At 65.8% G+C, this 17,689-nt stretch carries 15 protein-coding genes; 12 read left to right on the forward strand and 3 right to left on the reverse strand.

Annotated features, from left to right (window positions below):
• The first annotated feature begins 69 nt into the window (after window positions 1-69).
• Complete coding sequence (locus tag CK220_RS20065) at window positions 70-960, forward strand: LysR substrate-binding domain-containing protein (RefSeq protein WP_095813199.1); 891 nt, start codon at window positions 70-72, stop codon at window positions 958-960.
• Window positions 961-993: 33 nt separating this feature from the next.
• Here the strand turns inward: CK220_RS20065 and CK220_RS20070 are convergent, their stop codons facing one another.
• The 3 genes from CK220_RS20070 to CK220_RS20080 form a co-directional block, all read right to left on the reverse strand.
• Complete coding sequence (locus tag CK220_RS20070; RefSeq protein WP_095813200.1) at window positions 994-2,526, reverse strand: DHA2 family efflux MFS transporter permease subunit; 1,533 nt, start codon at window positions 2,524-2,526, stop codon at window positions 994-996.
• 291 nt (window positions 2,527-2,817) lie between these two features.
• Window positions 2,818-4,002: an HlyD family secretion protein gene (locus CK220_RS20075; protein ID WP_095813201.1), complete on the reverse strand. Its 1,185-nt coding sequence runs from the start codon at window positions 4,000-4,002 to the stop codon at window positions 2,818-2,820.
• Window positions 3,999-4,478, reverse strand: a complete 480-nt coding sequence (locus CK220_RS20080; RefSeq protein WP_095801336.1) for a MarR family transcriptional regulator — start codon at window positions 4,476-4,478, stop codon at window positions 3,999-4,001. The genes CK220_RS20075 and CK220_RS20080 overlap by 4 nt, the downstream gene beginning before the upstream one ends.
• 273 nt (window positions 4,479-4,751) lie before the next feature.
• Between CK220_RS20080 and CK220_RS20085 the strand changes: the two genes are divergently transcribed.
• The 11 genes from CK220_RS20085 to CK220_RS20135 all read left to right on the forward strand — a co-directional run bounded on the left by CK220_RS20085 (window position 4,752) and on the right by CK220_RS20135 (window position 17,566).
• Complete coding sequence (locus CK220_RS20085) at window positions 4,752-5,360, forward strand: CDP-alcohol phosphatidyltransferase family protein (RefSeq protein WP_095813202.1); 609 nt, start codon at window positions 4,752-4,754, stop codon at window positions 5,358-5,360.
• A 36-nt stretch (window positions 5,361-5,396) separates the two neighbouring features.
• Window positions 5,397-7,184, forward strand: coding sequence for a bifunctional alpha/beta hydrolase/class I SAM-dependent methyltransferase (locus CK220_RS20090; RefSeq protein WP_176479141.1), 1,788 nt, complete (start codon window positions 5,397-5,399; stop codon window positions 7,182-7,184).
• A gap of 12 nt (window positions 7,185-7,196) precedes the next feature.
• Window positions 7,197-8,528 carry a phosphatase PAP2/dual specificity phosphatase family protein gene (locus CK220_RS20095; protein WP_095813204.1) on the forward strand — a complete coding sequence of 444 codons (1,332 nt, stop codon included), beginning with the start codon at window positions 7,197-7,199 and terminating at the stop codon, window positions 8,526-8,528.
• Window positions 8,525-8,968, forward strand: a complete 444-nt coding sequence (locus tag CK220_RS20100) for a hypothetical protein (protein ID WP_095813205.1) — start codon at window positions 8,525-8,527, stop codon at window positions 8,966-8,968. Before CK220_RS20095 ends, CK220_RS20100 begins: the two co-directional genes overlap by 4 nt.
• Window positions 8,965-9,624, forward strand: coding sequence for a lysophospholipid acyltransferase family protein (locus CK220_RS20105; RefSeq protein ID WP_095813206.1), 660 nt, complete (start codon window positions 8,965-8,967; stop codon window positions 9,622-9,624). The genes CK220_RS20100 and CK220_RS20105 overlap by 4 nt, the downstream gene beginning before the upstream one ends.
• The gene (locus CK220_RS20110) at window positions 9,624-10,559 is read left to right on the forward strand and encodes a phosphatidate cytidylyltransferase (protein WP_066996678.1); all 936 of its coding nucleotides are present in this window, start codon (window positions 9,624-9,626) and stop codon (window positions 10,557-10,559) included. Before CK220_RS20105 ends, CK220_RS20110 begins: the two co-directional genes overlap by 1 nt.
• Before the next feature lie 215 nt (window positions 10,560-10,774).
• Window positions 10,775-11,911 carry an efflux RND transporter periplasmic adaptor subunit gene (locus tag CK220_RS20115; RefSeq protein WP_245429288.1) on the forward strand — a complete coding sequence of 379 codons (1,137 nt, stop codon included), beginning with the start codon at window positions 10,775-10,777 and terminating at the stop codon, window positions 11,909-11,911.
• A gap of 2 nt (window positions 11,912-11,913) precedes the next feature.
• On the forward strand, window positions 11,914-13,494 hold the full coding sequence (locus tag CK220_RS20120; RefSeq protein WP_176479142.1) for an FAD-dependent monooxygenase: 1,581 nt from the start codon (window positions 11,914-11,916) through the stop codon (window positions 13,492-13,494).
• Window positions 13,495-13,612: 118 nt separating this feature from the next.
• Window positions 13,613-16,717 (forward strand): efflux RND transporter permease subunit, encoded by a 3,105-nt coding sequence (locus CK220_RS20125; RefSeq protein WP_095813337.1) that lies wholly within the window; start codon window positions 13,613-13,615, stop codon window positions 16,715-16,717.
• Between the two features lie 75 nt (window positions 16,718-16,792).
• Entirely contained in the window at window positions 16,793-17,206 is a 414-nt protein-coding gene (locus CK220_RS20130) for a hypothetical protein (RefSeq protein ID WP_095813208.1), read from the forward strand.
• A gap of 30 nt (window positions 17,207-17,236) precedes the next feature.
• On the forward strand, window positions 17,237-17,566 hold the full coding sequence (locus CK220_RS20135; RefSeq protein ID WP_245429290.1) for a hypothetical protein: 330 nt from the start codon (window positions 17,237-17,239) through the stop codon (window positions 17,564-17,566).
• The last annotated feature ends 123 nt before the right edge of the window (window positions 17,567-17,689 follow it).

Consider the following 17,689-nt stretch of genomic DNA (forward strand, 5'->3'; position numbering starts at 1 on the left):
TAGGCGGATGGTGGACCCGCCACAAACCAGTCTTTCTCCGGCATAGGCTCAGAATTGCTGAGGTGGTCGATGCGTCTCCCTTCGCTCAACGCGCTTCGGGCTTTCGAAGCAGCCGCGCGGCACAGGAGCTTCACGCGCGCCGCGGAGGAGCTGTGCGTGACCGAAGGAGCGATCAGCAGGCACGTCAAGCTTCTCGAGACAGCATTGCAGGTGGAGTTGTTTCGACGATTGCCACGTGGATTGGTCCTGACCGATGCGGGCCGCAATTTCCAACCCATCCTGGCGGCCGCGTTCGAAAGCATTGCCGCGGGAGCTCAAGACCTTCAGCGGCAGCCTCGGCATCTGAAGGTCATCTGCCCGCCCACTTTCTCGATCCGGTGGCTTCTGCCGCGACTTGACCGTTTCAAGCAGCAGTGGCCTGCAATCGACATACGCCTGACGACCGCTCCCTTCGAGTGGGAAGTCTTTTTCGGAGGTGAGTTCGATCTCGCCTTCGATTGCGGTAATCCAGATCGGCCGAAAGATGTCGACGCGGTGCTGGTGCTGCAATCATTCGGCACCCCGGTTTGCTCGCCGAAGCTGTTGGAGAGAGGGGTGCCACTAACCTCTCCTGCCGACCTGGTTCACCATAACCTGCTGCATGAAACGCCCGATCGGCACGATTGGAAAGTTTGGGCCGGGCGATTTGCGCCGAACCTTCTCGACTTGAACTCGGGTGAGGTCTTTCCCAGTGCCGATATGGCATATCGTGCCGCGGCCATGGGTCAGGGCGTCGCGATCGGAGATCTCGCTGTGCTCCACGAAGAGATAACCCATGGAGAACTGGTCGTGCCGTTCAAGGAGATGCAGATCTCAGACGACACGGAGGCCTACTACCTGTGTTGCCGAAGAGATTGCTGGGCCGATCCTCGTATCGCGGCGTTCCACAAATGGATTACGGATGAGGGCAAGCAAGGGTGACGCCTCCTGAGCGCAGTGCAAGAGGCCGCACCATCAATCCATATGGGCCGCCGGCGCGCCGCCGGCGGGCGCGGCTTTCGGCTTGCGCAGCAGGATGACGAACGGAACGGCAAGCAGCGTCATCACCATCAGGAGTTTGAAGTCATTGATGTAGGAGATCATCATCGCCTGGGCATTCACGGCGCGGTCGACCTGCGAGAGCGCCGCGGGATCGCCGGCAGCGGCCGCCGGCGAGGCCGCCCATAGGTTGGGGTTGTACGGATTGATGAAGGCTCCGAGCTCGCTGTGGTTGATCTGCGTGTTCTGCACCATCAGCGCCGCAACGACCGAGACGCCGATCGACGAGCCGAGATTGCGCACCAGGCTGAACAGCGAGGTGGCGTCGGTGCGGTAGCGCGCGTCGAGCGTGGCGAAGGCCACCGCCGACAGCGGCACGAACACCATGCCCATGCCGAGGCCCTGGATGACGCCCGAAGAGATGATCAGCCAGTTGTCCATCTGCGGCGTGAAGCTCGCCATGGTGTAGAGCGACTGCGCGGTGAGCAGGAAGCCGATCGCGACCAGAATACGCGCGTCGATCCTGTGCATGATGCGGCCGACGAACAGCATAGAAATCATCGTGCCGATGCCGCGCGGACCCAGCACGACGCCGATGGTGACGGTCGGGTAGCCGAAGATGTTGGCAAGCATCGGCGGCAGCAGCGACATCGAAGCCAGGATCAGCACGCCCATGACGAAGATGAAGCCGAGCCCGGTCACGAAATTGCGGTCGAGGAATATCTTTGGATCGATGAAGGGACGTTCGGACGTCACCGTGTGGATGATGAACACCCAGAAGCCGGTGATCGACAGCGCGAGCTCGATCCAGATTTCGGTCGAAGAGAACCAGTCGACCTCGCCGCCGCGGTCGAGCATCAGCTGCAGCGCGCCGACGCCGAGCGAGAGCATGGCGAAGCCGAAGAAATCGAAGCTGCGCACGCGCTTGGCGACGACAGGCAGATAGGCGGCCATGCCGATGAAGGCGAGGATGCCGACCGGCAGGTTGATGAAGAACACCCAGCGCCAGTTGAAATTCTCGGTCAGCCAGCCGCCGAGCGTCGGGCCGAGGATCGGCCCCAGCATGATGCCGGCGCCCCAGATGGCCATCGCCTGGCCGTGGCGTTCGCGGGGGTTGATATCGAGCAGGAAGGTCTGCGACAGCGGCACGATCGCCGCGCCGAACACGCCCTGCAGCAGGCGGAAGAGCACCATCGTCTCGAGGCTCCAGGCCAGGCCGCAAAGCATGGAGAAGATGGTGAAGCCGACGACGGAGGCCAGGAACAGCTCCTTGCGGCCGAGGCGGTCGGCGAGCCAGCCGGTGACCGGCGTCATGATGGCCGCGGCGACGATATAGGAAGTCAGCACCCAGTTGATATTGTCGGGCGATGCGCCGAGGTCGCCGGTCATGGTCGGCAGCGCGACATTGGCAATCGTGGTGTCGAGCGCCTGCATGACGGTCGCCAGCATCAGCGCGACCGTGATCAGGCCGCGGTGCGGTACTTCCTTGAAGGGTTCGGGCGTGCTCATGGTGCTGAACTTCCAGCAGGTAACAAAAACGGGTACATTGGGTTTCCGGGCGGCGAGGCCCTCCTTTGAGACCCTCGTCGCGGTGGGACGCGAGGCTCGATGTGGGGGTTACATCGACCGAAAGTCTCTGTTGGAGCGGATGCCAGCCGCCCGGAAACCTGAGGACCGACAGGTCCGTGTCGAAAGCCTCTGCCTTGGATCGACCTGCGACGCGGCTCGCCTCAAACGCTCGGCGTCCCACCCCTCAGACCATTCCCTTCGGCCCGCTCATGCCGCGGGCTTCACTTTGCTTTACTGCGCGTGCTCGCCGGCCGTGGCGTGACCGAAGATCGACGGCAGGCCGCGCGCGACGCCGGTATCGACGGTGACCGTCGCGCTCATGCCGGTGCGCAGCGCCATCTTGGCGTCGGGGTCGGTCAGTTCCAGGCGCACGGGAATGCGCTGGGTGACCTTGACCCAATTGCCGGTGGCGTTCTGCGCGGGCAGCAGCGAGAACTCGGCCCCCGTGCCGGCGCCGATCGCCTTGACGGTCGCCTCGAAGGTCCGTCCCGGATAGGTGTCGACCACGATCTCGGCCTTCTGGCCCGGCTTCATATGGGTCAGCTGGGTTTCCTTGAAGTTGGCGTCGATCCAGGTGTCGTCCGTCTCGACCAGCGCGAACAGCGGCGTGCCGACCGAGACATACTGGCCGACCTTGAAGGACGAGGCCTGGTAGACGATGCCCTCGGCCGGCGCTTTCACCGTGGTCTGCGAGAGATTGTAGGCGGCCTTTTCGCGCGCGGCGAGCGCCGACATCACGCTCGGATGCTTGTCGGTCTCGATGTCCGGGTTGCCGCCAAGCGCCGCCTTAGCGCTGATGATGCCCTGCTCGGCGACCGCAAGCTGCTGCTTGGCCTTGTCGAGATCGTTGCGGGCCTCGTCCAGCGACGACTTGGCATTGATGCCCTTCTGGGCGAGATCGGCGGCGCGGTCATATTGCGACTGCGCATAGTCGAGCTCGCTCTTGGCCGACCTCTGCTGCGCCATCGCCTGGCTGTAGGCGGCGCGCAGCTGCTCGACATTGAGCCGCGCGGCGGCAACAGCCGCGTCGGCCTGGGCCAGCGCGATCTTGTAAGGCTCGGGGTCGATGACGAAGAGAAGGTCGCCCGTCTTGACCGTCTGGTTGTCGGCAATGCCGACCTGGACGATGCGGCCGGCCGTATCCGAGGCGATCGAAATCCTGGCCTGCTGCAGGTTGGCGTTCTCGGTCTCCTGGTAGCGTCCGCCGGTGACCCAGACATAGGCGCCGCCAGCGAGCAGCGCCAGCGGCAGGGCGACCATCAAAAGGAAGCGGCCGGTGCGGCGCTTCTTCTTCGGTGCTGCCGGTGCGGGCTGCGGCTCCGCTGCCGCTGAGACTGGAGCAGCCTCCGGCTTCGCCGGCGCTTCCATCTCGAGCTTGGTGATGTTGTCGTCTATCTTCTTGGCTGCCGCGTTCATGCTGCCCGCCCTTCCGTATTCTTGATCTTTTCCAAGGACGACGTCTCGCCGTCGGTCAAATTCTGCACGATGGTGTCGAGCACCCGGATCAGGATGCGGCGGTCTTCCAGCGACACGCCGGTAAGCGATTCCTCATAGACCTCGCCGGCAAGGCTTTTGACATCGGCGTAGGCCGCGTTGGCCTTCTCGGTCGGGAAGATCATGCGCACACGCCGGTCGGCCGCGTCGGCGCGACGCTCGATCCAGCCGCCCTCCTCCATCCGGTCGACGAGGCGCGAGACGCTGATCGGCTCGATCTCGAGCAGTTCGGCAAGCCGTGCCTGCGCGACACCGGCCTCCTTGGCGACGCGGACGAGAAGCCGCCATTGCGCCGAGGAGAGGCCCAGTCCACTGGCGCGCGCCTCGAAGCGCTTGCGCATGAGGCGCTGCACGTCGTGGATCAAAAATCCCAATCTGTCGATGCCGTCTGAAACCATGAGCGGCATATATAATAAGCGTGCTTACTATTCAAGTGGCATGCGTTGTTCCGGAAGCCGGCAAACCGCATGGCAGCCAGCCCGAGCTGCATGGTCGGAGGTCGGCAAGGCGGGGCATTTGAGCGCCGCAGAGCGCCGGCGCCGGCGCCGTCCTTAGGGGATGGGTGCATGGCCGGTGCCAACCGCCTGAGATTCACTGTATCTTAGCAGCTGTGCTGGTGCCGTTCGGCATCTTTGTGATACATCTGGCGGCGAGGATCGGGGGATCATCGCATGCCGACGCTCTACGCGCTGAAGCCGGCTTTCCAGGACAGGCTGCGGCCGCTGGTCAACAGGCTGGCGGCGATGGGCATGACCGCCAACAGCATAACGGTCGCGGCTGCTCTGCTGTCTATCGCGGCTGGAACCGCGATCGCGGCCTTGCCCGGTTGGAGCCCGCTGCTCTTCCTCATCCCCCTTGTGCTTTTCGCGCGCATGGCGCTCAACGCGATTGACGGCATGCTGGCGCGCGAGCATGGCCAGGCCACAACGCTCGGCATGTATCTCAACGAGATCTGCGATGTCGTCTCCGACCTGGCGCTGATCCTGCCCTTCGCCGCCTTTGCGCAATTCGGCGCCTGGGGCGTCGTCGCCTTTGCCATCGCCGCGGCGCTCACCGAGTTCGCCGGCGTGCTCGGCATCGCCGCCGGGATCGGGCGGAACTATGCCGGGCCGTTCGGCAAGAGCGACAGGGCGCTGGCGCTCGGCGTGGTCGCCGTGCTCGCCGCCGCCGGGCTCTGGCCGGCGGCAATCGCGCCCTTTGTGTTTCCGGCCATGGCTACGCTTTCACTGCTGACCGCCATAAACCGGATACGCGCCGGTCTTATTGGCAGCACCGGCTGAGCATCGAGGCTCGCCATGCCGCCCGGGGGAACCACCATGCTTCACGAACAGGTCGCCAGCGCGCCGGCGGAAAGCCTTGCGCGGCAGGCGCAGGAACGCACCTTTCGCAGCCATGACGGCACGCAGATCTTTTACCGCTACTGGCCGGCGATGTCGGCCACGGCCAAGGGCGCGGTCGTGCTCTTCCATCGCGGGCACGAGCATGGCGGCCGCATGGCGCATCTGGTCGACGAACTCAGCATGCCCGACTACGCCTTCTACGCCTGGGATGCGCGCGGCAACGGCCGCTCCGCCGGGGAGCGTGGCTATGCACCCTCCTTCGCAGCACTTGTGCGCGATATCGACTGCTTCATGCGCGAGATCGCCGCTAGGGACGGCTTCGCCGCGCAGGACATCGCGTTGATCACGCAGTCCTTCGGCGCCGTGCTTGCAGCCGCGTGGGTGCACGACTACGCGCCGAAACTGCGCGCCATGGTGCTCGCCTCGCCCGCCTTCTCGGTCAAGCTCTATGTCCCTTTCGCCAAGGAAGGCATTGCGCTGTGGCAAAAGATCAAGGGGCGCTTCTTCGTCAATTCCTACGTCAAGGCGAACCTCCTCACTCATGATCCTGTGCGCATCGCTTCCTTCGAAAACGACAAGCTGATCACAAGGCCGATCGCCTCGAATATCCTGGTCGAGCTCTATCAGCACGCGGCGCGCATCGTTGCCGATGCGCGCGCCATCACCGTGCCGACGCAGCTTCTTCTGTCGGGCAGCGACTGGGTGGTGCGGCACGCGCCCCAGCACGAGTTCTTCGTCAATCTCGGCAGCCGTGTGAAGGAACGCCACGTGCTGCCGGGCTTCTTCCACGATACGCTTGGCGAGCGCGACCGCGCCAAGGCGCTCGACCTCGTCCGGCCGTTCCTCGAAGCGCAGTTCGCGGCACCCGCAGAGGCTGCCGACCTGAAGCAGGCGGACGTCGCCGGCTACACGCGCGACGAGGCCGACCGCCTAGCCTCGCCCCTCGATCTCCTCTCGCCCAAGGGCCTCTACTGGACGATGAGCCGCGCCTTCATCCGCATCGGCAGCTGGTTCTCGCGCGGCATGAAGGTCGGCGTTACCACCGGCTTCGATTCCGGTTCGACGCTCGACTATGTCTATGAGAACGAGCCGCGCGGCCTTGGGCCGATCGGCCGCATGGTCGACCGGACCTTCCTCGACGCCATCGGTTGGCGCGGCATCCGCCAGCGCAAACTTCACATCGAAGAGCTGATCGGCTCGGCGCTGGCAATACTGAAGGCCGCTGGGCGGGCCACCAACATCCTGGACATTGCGTCTGGCCACGGCCGCTACGTCCTCGACGCGATCGACAAAAGCCGGGAGCAACCGACCAGCGTTCGGCTGCGCGACTATTCCGACCTCAATGTCGAGCTTGGCCGCAAGCTGATCGCCGAGCGGCAATTGCCGGCCAGCGTGTCGTTCCAGCGCGCCGACGCCTTCGACGGCGACGGGCTCGCCGCGCTCGATCCTGCGCCGGACCTCGCCATCGTCTCCGGACTTTACGAGCTTTTCTCCGACAATGCGCTGATTGCGCGCTCGCTCGGCGGCCTGGCCCGCGCCATGCAGCCGGGCAGCCTGCTGATCTACACCAACCAGCCCTGGCATCCGCAGCTCGAAATGATCGCGCGCAGCCTGACCTCGCATCGCGGCGGCCAGGCCTGGGTGATGCGGCGGCGCACGCAAGGCGAGATGGATCAGCTGGTCGAGGCGGCGGGCTTCGAGAAGCTCGACCAGCGCATCGACCAATGGGGCATCTTCACCGTCTCGCTGGCAAGGCGGCTTTAGGACCCCCGCCGCATGCCCTCCAGTGCCGAGCCCCCGCCACTTTCACCCAGCGCCGAACCCTATGGGCGCATCGTCCTTCGCGCAGCGCTGTGGCTCGCATTCCTCGCGCCCTTCTTCTATTCGACCTACGGCTTCGCCAATTGGCTCGCCTCGACGCGCGACCATGTCGGCAGCATCGTGTTCTCCTGGGAACACCATGTTCCGTTCGTCGCCTGGACGATCGTGCCCTACTGGTCGATCAACCTGTTCTACGGCCTGTCGCTCCTGCTCAACGACAGCCGCCAGGGCGTCGACCGGCTGGCCGGGCGCTACCTCACCGCGCAGGTCGTCGCCGTCGCCTGCTTCATCCTGTTTCCGCTGACCGCCACTTTTACGCGACCGGCAACCACCGGCCTGCCGGGTTTCCTGTTTGCCGTGCTCGGCGGCTTCGACAAGCCGTTCAACCAGGCGCCGTCGCTGCACATCGCTCTTTTGGTGATCATCTGGGATCACTGGCGCCAGCGCCTCGCCGGCCCTCTCCTGTCGCTCTGGCACGGCTGGTGCTTTCTGATCGGCGCCTCGGTGCTGACCACCTGGCAGCATCATTTCATCGACATCCCGACCGGCGCGCTGCTCGGCTTCTTCGTGCTCTGGCTCTTTCCGGCCAGAGGCGAATTGCCGTTCGCCGGTTTCCGCCTGACTGCCGACGGCAAGGCACGGCGGCTTGCGCTATCCTACGCGCTGGGCGCCGCTCTGGCGCTGACGGGCGCTGCGGCCGGCGCCCTCTCCTCCGCCCTGGCGCTCCTGCTTCTCTGGCCTTCGCTGGCGCTGGCTATCGTCGCATTCGCCTATGCCGGGGCCGGCGCGACAGTATTCCAGAAGACAGCGGATGGTCGTGTGTCGCTGGCAAGCCGCATCCTGCTTTGGCCCCATCGGCTGGGCGCCAGGGTCAATGTCTGGGCATGGACGCGCAAGCTGCCGCCGGTCGTGGCGGTCACCGACGGCGTCTTCCTTGGGCGGTTCCCTAACGCCGCCGAGGTCGATGGCTTCGGCACGGTGATCGATCTCGCCGCCGAGTTGGAGCGGCCGCGCGACGCGACGGGCCGCTGGCAAAGCTTCGGCATGCTCGATCTGCTGCCGCCACCGGCGGACACGCTCGACCAAGCGGTGGCGGCGATCGAGCCGGCGCGCCGGCAAGGCACGGTGCTGGTCTGCTGCGCGCTCGGCTTCCAGCGCAGCGCCACCGTCGTCGCCGGATGGCTGGTCGCGACCGGCCGCTCGCACACGCCGGCGCAGGCGCGCAAGCAGCTCGCCGCGTCCGGCCGGCCGGTGCATCTTCGGATCGGACTGGACGAGCCGGCATGACCGACCAAGCCTATCAGCAGCGGACAGGCGCCTTTGCCGCCATGCTGATCAAGCACGCCGCATGGCCGGCCGCGATCGTGCTCGTCTGCGACGGCTTCGCGCCTTTGGTCGCCTCGGCGCGCGGCGCGCTCCAGGCGCCAATCGCGGTGCTGGCGCTGTTGGTCGCCGCGGCAAGCGCCGTCGTGGTGCTTGGGTTTTCGGCGCTTCTCGCCTTCGACGCGCTGCTGTTCCGGCTGATGGCGAGCCATGACAATGAGCGTTCGGGATGCGCCGCGGTCGACGACCTGCTGGCGCGCATGCGGCTCAAGCCTGCCTCCTCCTCTCCGCGTCCGCTCGACGACCGCATCGCCGGAACGCGCCGCCTGCTTGCCAGGCAGCGTATCGCCTTCGCGATCTTCGTCATCGCGTTCCTGACAGCCGGATTCTGGATGCCGGGATGAACAGGCTCTCGCTCCGGACCTTCACGCTGCTGCAGACGGCGACTTCCGTCGGCCTGTCCGCGCTGGCCCGGGCGGTGACCGGCGTGCGCCCGATCTGGAGCGGCTGCCAGCCATCGGACCGGCAGCGCATCTATTTCGCCAACCACACCAGCCATGGCGATTTCATCCTTTTGTCGGCCTGCCTCAGCGAAAGAGAACGCGCCACCACACATGCGGTCGCCGCCGCCGAATATTGGCGAAAGTCGCGGCTGCGCCGCTTCATCGCCGAGGACATGCTGTCCTCCGTGCTAATCAGCCGGCAATGGACGAGCCCGGAAGAGAACCCGATCTCCGTCATGCTTTCCGTTCTCGACCGAGGTCACTCGCTGATCATCTTCCCGGAAGGCACGCGCAACATGAGCGCCGAGCTGCTGGCCTTCCGCTCCGGGCTCTACAATCTGTCGATGGCGCGGCCGGACGTCGAACTGATCCCGTGCTGGATCGAGAACATGTCGCGCGTGCTGCCCAAGGGCCAGTTCCTGCCGGTACCGCTGCTTTGCCGCGTCGTGTTCGGCGCTCCGGTGGCGGTGGCACCGGACGAGGAACGCCGGGCCTTCCTCGAACGCGCCCGGGCCGAACTTCTGGCGCTCAATCCGCGCCCTGATCGAGACGATTGATGCGACACGAAATCAGCATCCTGATCATCGGCCTGTTCGTGGTGCTGACCACCGCCAGCGCCACCGCCGCGGTGCTTTCGGCGCGGGCGCCGAAGCCGCTCAGCGCGACGCTCACCAACCTCACCCAGCGCATCAACGCCTGGTGGGTCATGGTGGCGCTGATGACGGTCGCCTTCTTCTTCGGCCGCTACGGCATGACCATCCTGTTCGCGCTGATCTCCTTCGCGGCGCTGCGCGAGTTCGTGACCTTGACGCACAGCCGCCGCAGCGACCATTGGGTTCTGCTGGGCATGTTCGGCATCGTCATTCCGTTCCAGTACTGGCTGGTGTGGACAGCCTGGTATGGGCTGTTCGTCATCTTCATCCCGGTCTACTGCTTCCTGCTTATGCCGGCGATCACGGCGCTGCACGGCGACACCGAGCGCTTCCTGGAGCGCGTGTCGGCGCAGCAATGGGCGATCATGATCGCGGTCTATTGCGTCAGCCACGTCCCTGCGCTGCTGACGCTCAACGTGCCTGGCTTCGAGGGCCGCAACCTGCTGCTCGTCGCCTTCCTGATCATCGTCGTGCAGGGCAGCGACGTGCTGCAGTACATCTTCGGCAAGCTGTTCGGAAAGCATCGCTTCTCGCCAAAGGTCTCCCCGTCGAAAACCTGGGAGGGGCTGATCGGCGGGCTCGTCGCCTCGAGCCTGCTCGGCGCGCTGCTCGCCTTCATCACGCCCTTCTCGCCGCTGCAGGCCTCGGCCGTCGCCTTCGTCGCCTGCACGATGGGGTTCCTCGGCGGGTTGGTCGCCTCCGCCATCAAGCGTGACCAAGGCGTCAAGGATTGGGGGCATCTGATCGAGGGCCATGGCGGCATGCTCGACCGCACCGACAGCCTGGTCTTTGCCGCGCCGATCTTCTTCCACCTCGTGCGCTATTTCTGGACGGTTTGAGCGTCGGCATCGGCGTCTCCCTGCGCCGTTCCAAGGCCGCCTCACGCAAACATCGGAAAATTTTCAGAAACCGTTCGGGATTTCCGGAGCCGGAAACGCCAAGAAGATCGGGCTGGCGAAAGACAGGCCGTAGTCGCCCGATCCCCTCTCCAGCCAATTGATTTCCGGTCGCCGCATCCTCCCCGCGCGACCGCAACCTTGGTCATGGAGACAACATGATTGCACTTTTTCATAACAGGCCGCTGCGGCGCCGCCTTGTCGCCGGATCGATCGCCGTTCTTGCCTGCGGCGGCGCCATGGTCTGGCACGGCGCCAGAAGCGAGGCCTCGAACGTGAAGCCCGCCGCGGCCGAGACAAAGCTCGTCAAGGCCATCGCGGCCGTCCCGATGCTCAGCGCGGATACCCGCATCGCCATCGGCGAGATCCGGCCGAGGCTCGAAAGCGACCTCGGCTTCCGCGTATCGGGCAAGCTGCTCGAACGCCTCGCCGAGATCGGCTCGACGGTGAAGAAGGGCGAGGTGCTCGCCCGCATCGAGGACCAGGACTATCGCAACCGGCTCGCCAGCGCCGAGGCTGATGTCGCGGCGGCACAGGCTGTGCTTGTCGAGGCAAGAGCTGCCGAGGCCCGCATCGGCGCGCTGCTCGGCAAGGGTTTTACCACCCGCGCCAATTATGACGCGACATTGAAGAATCTGCGTTCGGCTGAGGCCAAGCTGAAGTCGGCGAACATCGCCTTCGACATGGCCAAGGACCAGCTCGGCTATACCGAGCTGCATGCGGAATTCGACGGCATCGTCACCGCCACCGGAGCCGAAGCCGGCCAGTCAGTCAATGTCGGGCAGATGGTGGTGCGGGTTGCCGATCCGGAGAGCCGCGACGCCGTGTTCTCGATCGCCGAAGCGGTCTTCGCCAACGCGCCCGATACGAAGCACCCGCCAAAAGTGACTGTTTCGCTGCTCAGCAATCCGGCGATCACTGCGGTCGGCAGCATCCGCGAGATCGCGCCGATGGCCGACGCCGCGACCCGCACCTTCCAGGTGAAGGTCTCGATCGAGAATGCGCCCAACGAGATGCGCTTCGGCGCGAGCGTCGCCGGCCGCGCCGAGATGGGCGGCGCGCCGGTCATGGTGCTGCCGGGCAGCGCGCTGTTCGACAAGGACGGCAAGCCGGCCGTGTGGGTCGTGTCCGCCTCGTCGGCAGTGGAGCTCAAGCCGGTCACGGTTGCCCGCTACGAAACCGACCGTGTCGTGGTCAGCGGCGGACTCGCCAAGGGCGATCTGGTCGTCACCGCCGGCGTGAACCGGCTGCGGGAACACGAAAAAGTGCGTATCGTTGAAGGAGAGGAAAAATGACCATGTCCAAGACAAAGGTCCTGATCGCCGGCGCCGGCCCGACCGGGCTGACGCTCGCTCTCTGGCTGACCAGGCTCGGTGTCCCGGTCCGCATCTTCGACAAGGCCACCGGTCCGGGCGAAACCTCGCGCGCGCTCGCCGTCCAGGCGCGCACGCTGGAGTTCCATCGCCAGATCGGCATCGTCGAGGACATCCTTGCCGAGGGCATCCGGCTGGAGCGGCTTACCATACATACGCCGGCCGGCGTCGCCGCCAGGCTGCCGCTGTCGGATTTCGGCCGCGGCATCAGCCGCTATTCCTTCGCCTTCGCCCTGCCGCAGGATATCCACGAGCGCGTGCTGATCACGCATCTGGAGCGCGCCGGCGTCGAGGTCGAGCGCGGTACGGAGCTCGTTGCTTTTCAGGACAAGGGTGACGCGGTCATCGCGACCCTTTCCCGGAATGGCAAGACCGAGACGGTCAGCGCAGCCTATCTTGCCGGCTGCGACGGCGCTCGCAGCGCCGTACGCCACGGCCTGAACATCGGCTTCCCCGGCGGCACCTACGAACAGTCGTTCTACGTCGCCGACGTGAGAGGCAGTGGCGAAATCACTCCCAACGGCATGGACACGACGATCAGCAGCTACGGCTTCGCCATCGTCATGCCGGTCCGGCAGTCCGGTTCGGTGAGGCTGATCGGCATAGTGCCGAAGGCGCATGAGGCCGACGAGACGATCACTTTCGAGGCGATCCGCGCCGATGTCGAGCGCGACACCGGCGTCAAGGTCGAGGAGGTCAACTGGTTCTCGACCTATCGCGTCCATCATCGCGTCGCCGAGCGCTTCCGCGCCGGCCGCGTGTTCCTCGTCGGCGATGCCGGCCACATCCACAGCCCGGCCGGCGGCCAGGGCATGAACACCGGCATGGGCGACGCGGTGAACCTGGCGTGGAAGCTCGCTGCTGTGGTCCAGGGCCGGGCCGATCCGCGCCTGCTCGACAGCTACGAGCCGGAGCGCATCGCCTTTGCCCACAAGCTGATCGAAAGCACCGACAAGGTGTTCCGCTTCATCACCAACCGCTCGCGGCTGGTCGGCCTGTTCCGGCGTTACGTGATGCCGAAGGTCTTGAACATCGGGCTCCACACATCGTTCGGGTCGCGCGCATTCTTCGGCGTGATCTCGCAGACGGCGATCGAGTACCGCGCCGGGCCGATCAGCTCGGGCATGGCGGGCAAGGTCAGCGGCGGCGATCGCCTGCCCTATGTCGCCGGCAACGTCATGGGCGCGGGGAGCGACAATCTCGAGCCGCTGCGGTCGCTCGACTGGCAGGTCCATGTCTATGGCGAAGTCAATTGCGATTTCCGGGCGATGCTCGCGCCGACAGGAATTGCTGTGCATGCCTTCGCCTGGACAGAAGCAGCCGGGAAAGCCGGCCTGCAGCGCGACGCAGCCTATCTGGTCAGGCCCGACGGCCATGTCGCGCTTGCCTCGCCGGTCCAGGAAGCAGCCGCCTTCCAGCGCTATCTCGCCGGCCTCGCCATCCGGCCGAGAACCGCCGAGCGCGCGCCCTACCGTGTGCCGGGCACCATGCACAGCCTGGCCTGAATTGCGACAGTGCCCGCCAAGCGGCGGGCGTTGACCGAACCCAAACCGTCATTTGTTTTGGCCAGCCGGCAAGCGCCGGCGGAGCGCGCTTGCGCGCGCCCTGAAAAGGAACCGCATCATGACCAGCTTCAATCTTTCCGAATGGGCGCTGCGCCACCGCAGCTTCATCGTCTATCTGATGATCGCGGCCGCACTTGCCGGCCTGTACGCCTATGGCGGCCTCGGCCGCGAAGAGGACCCGGCCTTCACCATCAAGACCATGGTGGTGAAGACGATGTGGCCGGGCGCCAGCACCAGCGACACGGTGGAGCAGATCACCGATCGCATCGAGAAGAAGCTCGAGGAGCTGCCGGACCTCGACTACGTCAAGAGCTACACCAAGCCCGGCGAATCCGTCGTCTTCGTGAACCTCAAGGACACGGTCGCGGGCGACCGGGTGCAGCCGCTCTGGTACCAGGTGCGCAAGAAGCTCGACGACATCAAGCCGACGCTGCCGTCCGGCGTGCAGGGCCCGTTCTACAATGACGAGTTCGGCGACACCTATTCGCTGATCTACGCGCTCACCTCCGACTGCCTCAGCCATCGCGAGTTGAAGGACCTGGCCACCAGCCTGCGCGCCCGGCTGCTGACGGTCAAGGATGTCGCCAAGGTCGACCTCATCGGCCAGCAGGACGAGAAGATCTATCTGGAATTCTCGACGCAGAAGGTGGCGGCACTCGGCCTCGATGTCGGCACGCTGTCGCAGGCGCTGCAGGCGCAGAACGCGCTGACGCCGAGCGGCACGGTCGATGCCGGCCCGGAGCGCATCGCCATTCGCGTCTCCGGCAGCTTCACCTCCGAGGAAAGCCTCAAGGCGATCAACTTCTACGCCAACGGCCACTATTTCCGGCTGGGCGACGTCGCCGAGGTCAAGCGCGCCTATTCCGACCCGCCGCAGCCGATGTTCCGCTTCAACGGCAAGCCTGCGGTCGGCATCGCCGTCTCGATGACTTCGGGCGGCGACGCGCTGGCGCTGGGCGAGACCATCAAGGAGAAGATGCATGAGATGCAGGCCGAGCTGCCGCTCGGCGCCGAGCTCGGCCTGGTCGCCGACCAGTCGCATGTGGTCGAAGAATCCGTCGGCGAGTTCACCAAGAGTCTCGGCGAGGCGATCGCCATCGTGCTCGCCGTCTCGCTGCTGGCGCTCGGCTGGCGTCCCGGCGTCGTCGTGGCGGTCGCCATCCCGCTGGTTCTGGCGATCACCTTCGTCACCATGGAGTATTTCGGCATCTCGCTGCAGCGCATCTCGCTCGGCGCGCTGATCATCGCCCTCGGCCTGCTCGTCGACGATGCCATGATCGCGGTCGAGATGATGATCTCGCGCATGGAGGAAGGCTACGACAAGATCTCGGCCGCCACCTATGCCTATACCTCCACCGCCTTCCCGATGCTCACCGGCACGCTGGTGACGATCGCCGGCTTCGTGCCGGTCGGCTTCGCCAAGAGCGGCGCCGGCGAATACTGCTTCTCGCTCTTCGCTGTCGTGGCGATCGCGCTCGTCGTCTCCTGGGTGGTCGCGGTGCTGTTCACGCCGCTCACCGGCGTCTTCCTGCTGCCCGATCGCATCAAGGGTCATGGTGGCAGCCATCAACCCTCGCGCATCGCCCGCGGTTTCCAGGCGCTGCTCGAGATGGCGATGCGGGCGAAGTGGCTGGTGCTGTCGGCGACGGCCGGACTGTTCGCGCTCTCCGTCGTGGCGATGGGCTTCGTCGGCCAGGAGTTCTTCCCGAAGTCCGACCGGCCCGAGGTCATGCTCGACCTCACTCTGCCGCGCACCGCTTCGATCAAGGCGACGGATGCCGTGGTCGAGCGCGTCGAGAAGCTGCTCGCCGCCGATCCGGATATCGACCACTGGAGCTTCTATGTCGGCCAGGGCGCGGTGCGCTTCTACCTGCCGCTCGACGCGCAGCTCGCCAACGACTTCTTCGCCCAGGCGGTGGTCGTGACCAAGGGGCACGCCGTGCGCCAGGCAGTCATCGACCGGCTGGAGAAGCAGCTGTCGACTGGCTTCGACGACGTCATGGCCCGCGTCACCCCGCTGGAGCTCGGCCCGCCGGTCGGCTGGCCGCTTAAGTTCCGCGTCAGCGGTCCGGATCCGGACAAGACGCGCAGCCTGGCGCAGCAGTTCGCGCAGGTGCTGGGCAGCGATGCCTCGGTGCGCAACATCAACTACGACTGGAACGAGCCGGCCAAGGTCATCAAGGTCGATGTCGACCAGGACCGGGCGCGCGCGCTGGGCATCTCCTCGCAGCAGCTGTCGGAGACGATCAACGCGGTGCTCTCCGGCTCGAAGATCACGCAGATGCGCGACGACACCTACCTCGTCGACATCGTCGCCCGCGCGGTGGAAACCGAACGCGCCAGCATCGACACGCTGCGCGGCCTGACGATCAGCGCGTCCGGCGGACGGCGGGTGCCGCTGGAACAGGTGGCGAAGCTCTCCTACCAGACCGAGCCGCCGCTGATCTGGCGCCGCGGCCGCCTGCCGACCGTGACCGTCCAGGCCGATGTCGCGCCCGGCGAAAATGCCACCCTGGTCACGCGGCGGCTGGAGAGCGCCATCGCCACCTTCAAGGCGGAACTGCCGGCGCGCTACAGCGTCGAGCAGGGCGGCGTGATCGAGGACAGCGCCAAGGCGCAGGCCAGCATCTTCGTGGTCTTCCCGCTGATGCTGTTCATCATGGCGACCGTCCTGATGGTGCAGCTGATGAGCTTCCAGCGCCTGGTGCTGGTGCTGCTCACGGCTCCGCTTGCGATCATCGGCGTGGCCGGCGCGCTGCTCTTGTCGGGCGCTCCGATGGGCTTCGTCGCGATCCTCGGCGTCATGTCGCTGATCGGCATGGTAATCCGCAACTCGGTGATCCTGATCGCGCAGATCGACCAGCACATCGCCGCCGGCGAGGAACCATGGGCGGCGGTGATCAGCGCCACCACGCATCGGTTGCGGCCGATCTTGCTCACGGCGGCGGCCGCCATCCTCGGCATGATCCCGATCGCGCCGACGGTGTTCTGGGGGCCAATGGCCTACGCGGTGATGGGCGGGCTTTTGGTGGCGACCGTGCTGACGCTGGTCTTCCTGCCGACGCTCTACGTCGCCTGGTTCGGCATCAAGGCGCCGGCCGAGAGCACACCCGCCGCCGAACCGACCACGGCCGCAGCCGAGTCCCAGCCGCTGGCGGCCTGAGCGGCGCTTCCTCCCAACAGCCACGGCGGACGCCGCCGTGGCGACCTTTATCACCCAAGACGGAAAGGAACGATCATGACACCCTTCTTTGGCAATCTTCTCGTTCGCATCAACGCCGGCTTCCTGATCCTTGCTTCCGCAGGCGGGCTCGCCACCGACATTGCCGGCTCGTTCTTCGGGCGCGGGGCTGAAGCTGTGCTGCTCAGCAATGCGCCCGGCACCGGCATCGGCTTCATCGAGGCGCATGGGCTGGCCCTGATCATCGGCGTGACGCTGTGGCGCATCGCCTACTCCCGCAACTGGCACGCCGTGCTGGCTGCCGTGCACGTGCTGCTCGGAACGGCAAATCTTCTGTTCTGGCAGTTCTTCATTGCCGCCGATGTGCTCGTCGTCGGCTACGTCACAACCGCGGCGCACTGGCTGTTCGTGGTTGCTCACCTTGCGGCGCTGACGGGTTCGACCCGGCTTGCCGCTTCAGCCTCCCACTAGAACTCAACACCAACTTCAGGAGAAATGAAAATGCCTCTGAAATCCTTCAGGAAAATGCGCTCGGCCGCTGCGTTGCTCGCGATCGGCCTTGCCGTCGAGATCGTCGGCTCGGCGGTGCCGGCCCTGTCGCTTGTCGGTACCGCCGAGGCCCGCATCGGCGCGCCCTGGACACCGCGCAGCGCAGCGGGTGTCGCCCGGCGCGCCACGACATGGCGGGTGCTGAGGCACACGACCGCCTGGGTCGCCACGCTCCCGGCAGGCTGCGTTCGCACCAAGGTCAACGGCTTCGACGTCTGGCGCTGCGGCAGCACCTACTACCGGGCCTACCAAGGCCGCTACATCGTCGTCGTCGTCGATTGAGGCGGCTCGGGCACAGCCCAAAGCGCGTCGCGCTGAAACGGATTCAGGCGACGCGCTTTAGGTCTTTTTGTTTTTGATGCATGTCGTTATCCCAGAACCGCTGCACACTTCTGGGCGACATGC

Origin of the sequence: Mesorhizobium sp. WSM3860, from assembly GCF_002294995.1 — a bacterium.
GTDB lineage: Bacteria > Pseudomonadota > Alphaproteobacteria > Rhizobiales > Rhizobiaceae > Mesorhizobium.